At 75.5% G+C, this 7247-nt stretch carries 1 protein-coding gene; it reads left to right on the forward strand.

The features are described 5' to 3' along the window. Nucleotides 1–7247 (forward strand): type I polyketide synthase (locus AB8Z36_RS27930; RefSeq protein WP_369216155.1); only part of this gene is annotated, 7247 nt, incomplete at both ends.

The raw sequence follows: 7247 nt of genomic DNA on the forward strand, positions 1-7247 counted from the left end.
ACCGCCTGGGGACTTGGCCGGGCCGCGGCCCTGGAGCGCCCCGAGCAGTTCAGCGGCCTTGTCGACCTGCCGCAGAGCCTCGAAGCACCGGCCGTCCAGCGCCTGGTGAGTGTGCTCGCCACCCATGAGGGCGAGGACCAGCTCGCCGTCCGCGCCGCGGGCACCCTCGCCCGCCGCGTCGTGCGCCACCCCGGCGACGACCTGCCCCGCGAGGACGCCTTCACGGCCACCGGTACCGTCCTGGTCACCGGCGGCACCGGCGGCCTCGGCGCCGAGACCGCCCGCTGGCTGGCCGGGTCCGGCGCCGCCCACCTGATCCTCACCGGACGCCGCGGCCCCGACGCCCCCGGCGCCGCCGAACTCCGCGCCGAACTGGAGGAACTCGGCACCCGCGTCACCCTCGCCGCCTGCGACGCCGCCGACCGCGACGCCCTGGCCGCGGTGCTCGACGGCGTCCCCGACGACGCGCCCCTCACCGGTGTCGTGCACGCCGCGGGCGTCGGCCAGGCCGCGCCGCTCGCCGCCACCCCGCTGGCTGACGTCGCCGCCGCGATGGCCGCCAAGACCCTCGGCGCCGCCCACCTCGACGCCCTCCTCGGCGAGCGGGACCTGGACTTCTTCGTCCTGGTCTCCTCCGTCGCCGGAGTGTGGGGCAGCGCGGGCCAGAGCGCCTACGCCGCCGCCAACGCCTACCTCGACGCGCTCGCCGAGAACCGCCGCTCGCGCGGCCTCACCGCCACCTCCGTGGCCTGGGGCCCCTGGGCCGAGGTCGGCATGGCCAGCACCCACCGCTCGGTCTCCGAGGGCATCGAGCGCACCGGCCTGCGGCTGCTGCGCCCCGAGACCGCCATGGCCGAACTGCGCCGCGCCGTCGTACGCGACGAGAGCACCGTCACCGTCGCCGACGTCGACTGGGAGCAGTACCACCCGGTCTTCACCGCCGCCCGCGCCAGCCGCCTGTTCGACGCCATCGACACCGTCGCCGCGCTCGGCACCCCCGGCACCCCCGGCGCCTCCGGCACGGCCGGTGAGCTGGCGGGACGGCTCGGCGGACTCACCGGCGACGAGCAGGAGCGGCTGCTGCTCGACCTGGTGCGTGCCGAGGCGGCCGTCGTCCTCGGCCACACCTCCGCCGAGGGCGTGCCCGCCAAGCGGGCCTTCCGCGACGCCGGGTTCGACTCGCTGACGGCCGTGGAACTGCGCAAGCGCCTCGCCGCCCTGACCGGGCTCACCCTGCCCACCACCCTGGTCTTCGACTACCCCAACCCCGTCGCCCTCGCCCGGCACCTGCGCGGCGAGCTGCTCGGCACCGCCGACGCCGCCGCCGCGCCCGCCGCCGGACCCGGCGCCACCGACGAGCCGATCGCCATCATCGGCATGAGCTGCCGCTTCCCCGGCGGCGTCCGCGGCGTCGACGCGTTCTGGCAGATGGTCGCCGACAGCACCGACGCCATCTCCGACTTCCCCCTCAACCGGGGCTGGGACGCCGACGCCCTGTACGACCCGGACCCCGACCGGCCCGGCACCACGTACTCCACGCAGGGCGGCTTCCTGCACGACGCGGGCGAGTTCGACGCCGGGTTCTTCGGCATCTCGCCGCGCGAGGCGGTCTCCATGGACCCGCAGCAGCGGCTGCTCCTCGAAACCACCTGGGAGGCGTTCGAGCACGCCGGGATCGACCCCGCCGCGGTGCACTCCACGCCCACCGGCACCTTCATCGGCTCCACCTACCAGGACTACGGCGTCGGCATGGACGACGGCTCCGCGGGCCACGCCGTCACCGGTTCCAGCCCCAGCGTCCTGTCCGGGCGACTGGCCTACACCTTCGGCCTTGAGGGCCCGGCGGTCACCGTCGACACCGCCTGCTCCTCCTCCCTGGTCGCGCTGCACCTGGCCTGCCAGTCGCTGCGCAACGGCGAGTCCACCCTCGCCCTGGCGGGCGGCGCCACCGTCATGACCAACCCGATGCCGTTCATCGCCTTCAGCAGGCAGCGGGCGCTGGCCCGCGACGGGCGCTGCAAGGCCTTCTCCGAGGGCGCCGACGGCATGACCCTCGCCGAGGGCATCGGCATGCTCGTCCTTGAGCGGCTCTCCGACGCCCGCCGCAACGGCCACGAGGTCCTGGCCGTCGTGCGCGGCTCGGCCATCAACCAGGACGGCGCGTCCAACGGCCTGACCGCCCCCAACGGGCCCTCCCAGGTCCGCGTCATCCGCCAGGCCCTGAACGCGGCCGGACTCACCACCGCCGACGTCGACGCCGTCGAGGCGCACGGCACCGGCACCGCCCTGGGCGACCCCATCGAGGCCCAGGCCCTGCTGGCCACCTACGGCCAGGGCCGCGACCCCGAGCACCCGCTGCTGCTCGGCTCGGTGAAGTCCAACATCGGCCACACCCAGTCCGCCGCGGGCGTCGCCGGTGTCATCAAGATGGTGCAGGCGATGCGCCACGGCGAGCTGCCGCGCACCCTGCACGCCGATGAGCCCTCCAGCCACATCGACTGGTCCACCGGCACCGTCCGCCTGATCACCGAGAACACCGGGTGGCGCCGGGAGGACCGGCCGCTGCGCTGCGCGGTGTCCTCCTTCGGCATCAGCGGCACCAACGCGCACGCCGTCCTGGAGCAGGCGCCCCCGCTGAAGGAGGCCGATGCGGCACCCGCACCGGCCCTGCCGACGGGCGGCACCCTGCCCTGGGTGCTGTCCGCCGCCGCCCCAGCCGCCCTGCGCGAGCAGGCCGCCAACCTCGCCGCGCACGTCACCGGCGCCACCGCGCCGCACCCCAGCGACGTCGGTCACACCCTGATCACCGCCCGCTCCGTCCTGGAGCACCGGGCCGTCGCCCTGGGCCAGGACACCGCCGCGCTCGCCGAGGCGCTCACCGCGTTCGGCGCCGGTGAGTCCACCGCCCAGGTCGTCCACGGCACCGCCGACACCGACGGGCGCACCGTGTTCGTCTTCCCCGGCCAGGGCTCGCAGTGGGCCGGCATGGGCGCCGAACTCCTCGACACCTCACCCGTCTTCGCCGAACGCCTCCACGAGTGCGCCGCCGCCCTGGCCGCGTTCACCGACTGGTCGCTGACCGATGTCATCCGCCAGGCGGAGGGCGCCCCCACCCTGGACCGCGTCGACGTCGTCCAGCCCGCCACCTGGGCCGTGATGGTCTCCCTCGCGGAGCTGTGGCGCGCCCACGGCGTCACCCCCGACGCCGTCATCGGCCACTCCCAGGGAGAGATCGCCGCCGCCGTCGTCTCCGGCGCCCTCTCCCTGGAGGACGGCGCCCGCGTCGTCGCCCTGCGCTCCCAGGCCATCGGCCGCGTCCTGGCCGGAGCGGGCGGCATGATGTCCGTCCAGATCTCCGCCGCCGAGGCCGAGGAGTACCTCGCCCCCTACGACGGCGCGGTGTCCGTCGCCGCCGTCAACGGGCCGCGCTCCGTGGTCCTTTCCGGCACCCCCGAGGCGCTGGACGCCCTGCACGCCGAGTTCACCGGCCGCGACCTGCGCGCCCGCCGCGTCGCCGTGGACTACGCCTCCCACTCGGCGCAGGTCGAACGCATCGAGGAAGAACTCCTCGACGCGCTCGCCCCCGTGACGCCGAACGCCGCCCGGGTGCCCTTCCACTCCACCGTCACCGGTGAACTCCTGGACACCGCCCGCACGGACGCCGCCTACTGGTACCGCAACCTGCGCCAGACGGTCCGCTTCGAGGAGACCGTGCGCACCCTGCTCGACCGCGAGCACACCGTCTTCGTCGAGATCAGCCCGCACCCGGTGCTGACCATGGCCGTCCAGGCCACCGCCGAGGACACCGGCCGCCAGATCGCCGCCGTCGGCACCCTGCGCCGCGACCAGGGCGATACCGCCCGCTTCCTGGCCTCGCTCGCCGAGCAGTGGGTGCGCGGCGGACGCGCCGACTGGAGCGCCGTCTACGCCGGGACCCACGCACGCAGGACACCCCTGCCCACGTACGCCTTCCAGCGCGAGCACCTGTGGGCGCTCGCCAACCGCTCGCACGGCACCGGTGACGGCGACCCGGCGGACGCGGAGTTCTGGAGCGAGGTCGAGCAGGAGGACGTGGACTCCCTCGCCTCCCGGCTGCACCTGGACCGCGACGCCCTCGCCCCGCTGCTGCCCGCCCTGTCCACCTGGCGCAAGCAGCGCCGCGACCGCTCCACCGTCGGCTCCTGGCGCTACCGCGCCACCTGGAAGCCGCTGGGCACGCTGCCCGAATCCGCCCTGGACGGCACCTGGCTGCTGGTCACCGCCGACGGCGCCGACCCCGAGTGCACCACCTTCGTCACCGAGGCCCTGACCGCGCACGGCGCCCAGGTCCAGGCCCTGGCGCTGAGCGCCGCCGACACCGGCCGGGACGCCCTCGCGGAGCGCCTGCGCGCCCTGCCGGAGCCGTCCGGCGTGGTGTCGCTGCTCGCCGGAGCCGAGGACATCGGCGCCGCCCACCCGGTGCTGACCACCGGCCTCGCACTGAGCGTGGTCCTCGTGCAGGCGCTCGGCGACGCCGCGATCGAGGCGCCCCTGTGGGCGCTGACCCGCGGCGCGGTCTCCACCGGACGCGCCGACCGCCTCACCCGGCCCGCCCAGGCCCTGGTCCACGGCCTGGGCTGGACCGCCGCCCTGGAACACCCCGAACGCTGGGGCGGCACCATCGACCTGCCCGAGAGCCTGGACCGACGGGCGGGAGAGCGGCTCGCGGCCCTCCTGGCGGGCACCAGCGGCGAGGACCAGCTCGCCGWACGCGGCKCCSGCGACCTGGCCCGCSGCAYCGCCCCCGCACCCGCGCCCACCGGCGCCGGTACGTGGACGCCGCGCGGCACCGTCCTGGTCACCGGCGGCACCGGCACCCTCGGCCCGCACCTGGCCCGCTGGCTCGCCGACCAGGGCGCCCGCGACCTGGTGCTGACCAGCCGCCGGGGCGCGGACGCGCCCGGCGCCGCCGACCTKGTCGCCGAACTCGCCGAGCGGGGCTGCGCGGTGACCGTCGCCGCCTGCGACGTCGCCGACCGTGACGCCGTCGCCGCCCTCCTGGACGGGCTCACCGCCGAGGGCCGTACGGTCCGCAGCGTCTTCCACACCGCCGCCGTCATCGAGCTCCAGTCCATCGAGGAGACCAGCCTCGACGCGTTCGCCAAGGTCGTGCACGCCAAGACCGCGGGCGCCGCCCACCTGGACGAACTCCTCGACGACGACCAGCTCGACGCGTTCGTGCTGTACTCCTCCACCGCGGGCATGTGGGGCAGCGGCCGCCACGCCGCCTACGTCGCCGCCAACGCCCACCTCAACGCCCTCGCCGAGCACCGCCGCGCACGCGGCGCCCACGGCACCGCCATCTCCTGGGGCATCTGGGCCGACGACATGAAGCTCGGCCGCGTCGACCCCGGCCAGATCCGGCGCAGCGGCCTGGAGTTCATGGACCCCAAGCTGGCACTCGCCGCACTGCGGCAGGTCCTCGACGGCGASCRGGGCGCGCTCGCCGTCGCCGACGTCGACTGGGACCGCTACCACCCGGTCTTCACCTCCTCGCGGCCCACCGACCTCTTCGAGGACGTGCCCGAGGTGCGGCGCCTGACCGAGGAGAGCGCCTCCCGCGCCGTCGAGGGCGGCGAGTTCACCGCCCGGCTGCGCGCCCTGCCCGCGGGCGAGCAGGACCGCCTCCTGCTCGACCTGGTGCGCTCCGAGGCCGCCACCGTCCTCGGGCACGCCTCCCCGGAGACGCTGTCCGAGCGGCGTGCCTTCCGCGACGTCGGCTTCGACTCGCTCACCGCCGTCGACCTGCGCAACCGGCTCGCCACCGTCACCGGCCTCACCCTGCCGAGCACCCTGGTCTTCGACTACCCCGACCCGCTCACCCTCGTCGGCCACCTGCGCGAACTGGTCGGCGGGCCCGCCGAGGAGAGCGCGGGACCCGTCCGCGGCACGGCCGCCGCCGACGACGAACCGATCGCCGTCGTCGCCATGAGCTGCCGCTACCCCGGCGGCATCACCTCGCCCGAGGCCCTGTGGGACCTCGTCGCGGCGGGCGGCGACGCCATCACCGGCTTCCCCGCCGACCGCGGCTGGGACGCCGACGCCCTGTACGACCCCGACCCCGACCGGCCCGGCACCACGTACTCCACCCAGGGCGGCTTCCTGCACGACGTCGCCGACTTCGACGCCGGGTTCTTCGGCATCTCCCCGCGCGAGGCGCTGGCCATGGACCCGCAGCAGCGGCTCCTGCTCGAAACCGGCTGGGAGGTCATGGAGCGCGCGGGCATCGACCCCGCGAGCCTGCGCTCCAGCCGCACCGGCACCTTCATCGGCGCCAGCTACCAGGACTACACGGCGGGCGGCGCCAGCTCCGAGGGCGCCGAGGGCCACCTGATCACCGGCACCATCTCCAGCGTCATGTCCGGGCGCCTGGCCTACACCTTCGGCCTCGAAGGCCCGGCGGTCACCCTGGACACCGCCTGCTCCTCCTCCCTGGTCGCGCTGCACCTGGCCTGCCAGTCGCTGCGCAACGGCGAGTCCACCCTCGCCCTGGCCGGCGGCGTCAGCGTCATGGCCACCCCGCAGGCCTTCACCGGCTTCAGCCGCCAGCGCGCCATGGCCCCCGACGGCCGCTGCAAGGCCTACGCCGAGGGCGCCGACGGAATGAGCCTCGCCGAGGGCGTCGGCCTGGTCCTGGTCGAGCGGCTTTCCGACGCCCGCCGCAACGGGCACCCCGTGCTCGCCGTCATCCGCGGCTCCGCCGTCAACCAGGACGGCGCGTCCAACGGCCTGACCGCCCCCAACGGGCCCTCCCAGGCCCGCGTCATCCGCCAGGCACTCGACGCCGCCGGACTCACCCCCGGCGAGGTGGACGTGGTCGAGGGCCACGGCACCGGCACCGCCCTGGGCGACCCCATCGAGGCCCAGGCCCTGTTCGCCACCTACGGCAAGGACCGCCCCGCCGACCGGCCGCTGCTGCTCGGCTCGGTGAAGTCCAACATCGGCCACACCCAGATGGCCTCCGGCATCGCGGGCGTCATGAAGATGGTCATGGCGATGCGGCACGGCACCGTCCCGCGCACCCTGCACGTGGACACCCCCTCCAGCCACGTCGACTGGAGCAGCGGCAGCATCGGCCTGGCCACCGACACCGTGCCCTGGCCCGAGACCGGCCGCCCCCACCGGGCGGGCATCTCCTCCTTCGGCCTGTCCGGCACCAACGTCCACACCATCGTCGAACAGGCCCCCGAGCAGCCGGAGTCCGCGTC

Source organism: Streptomyces flavofungini (assembly GCF_041028215.1).
In the GTDB taxonomy this organism is placed as follows: domain Bacteria; phylum Actinomycetota; class Actinomycetes; order Streptomycetales; family Streptomycetaceae; genus Streptomyces; species Streptomyces flavofungini_B.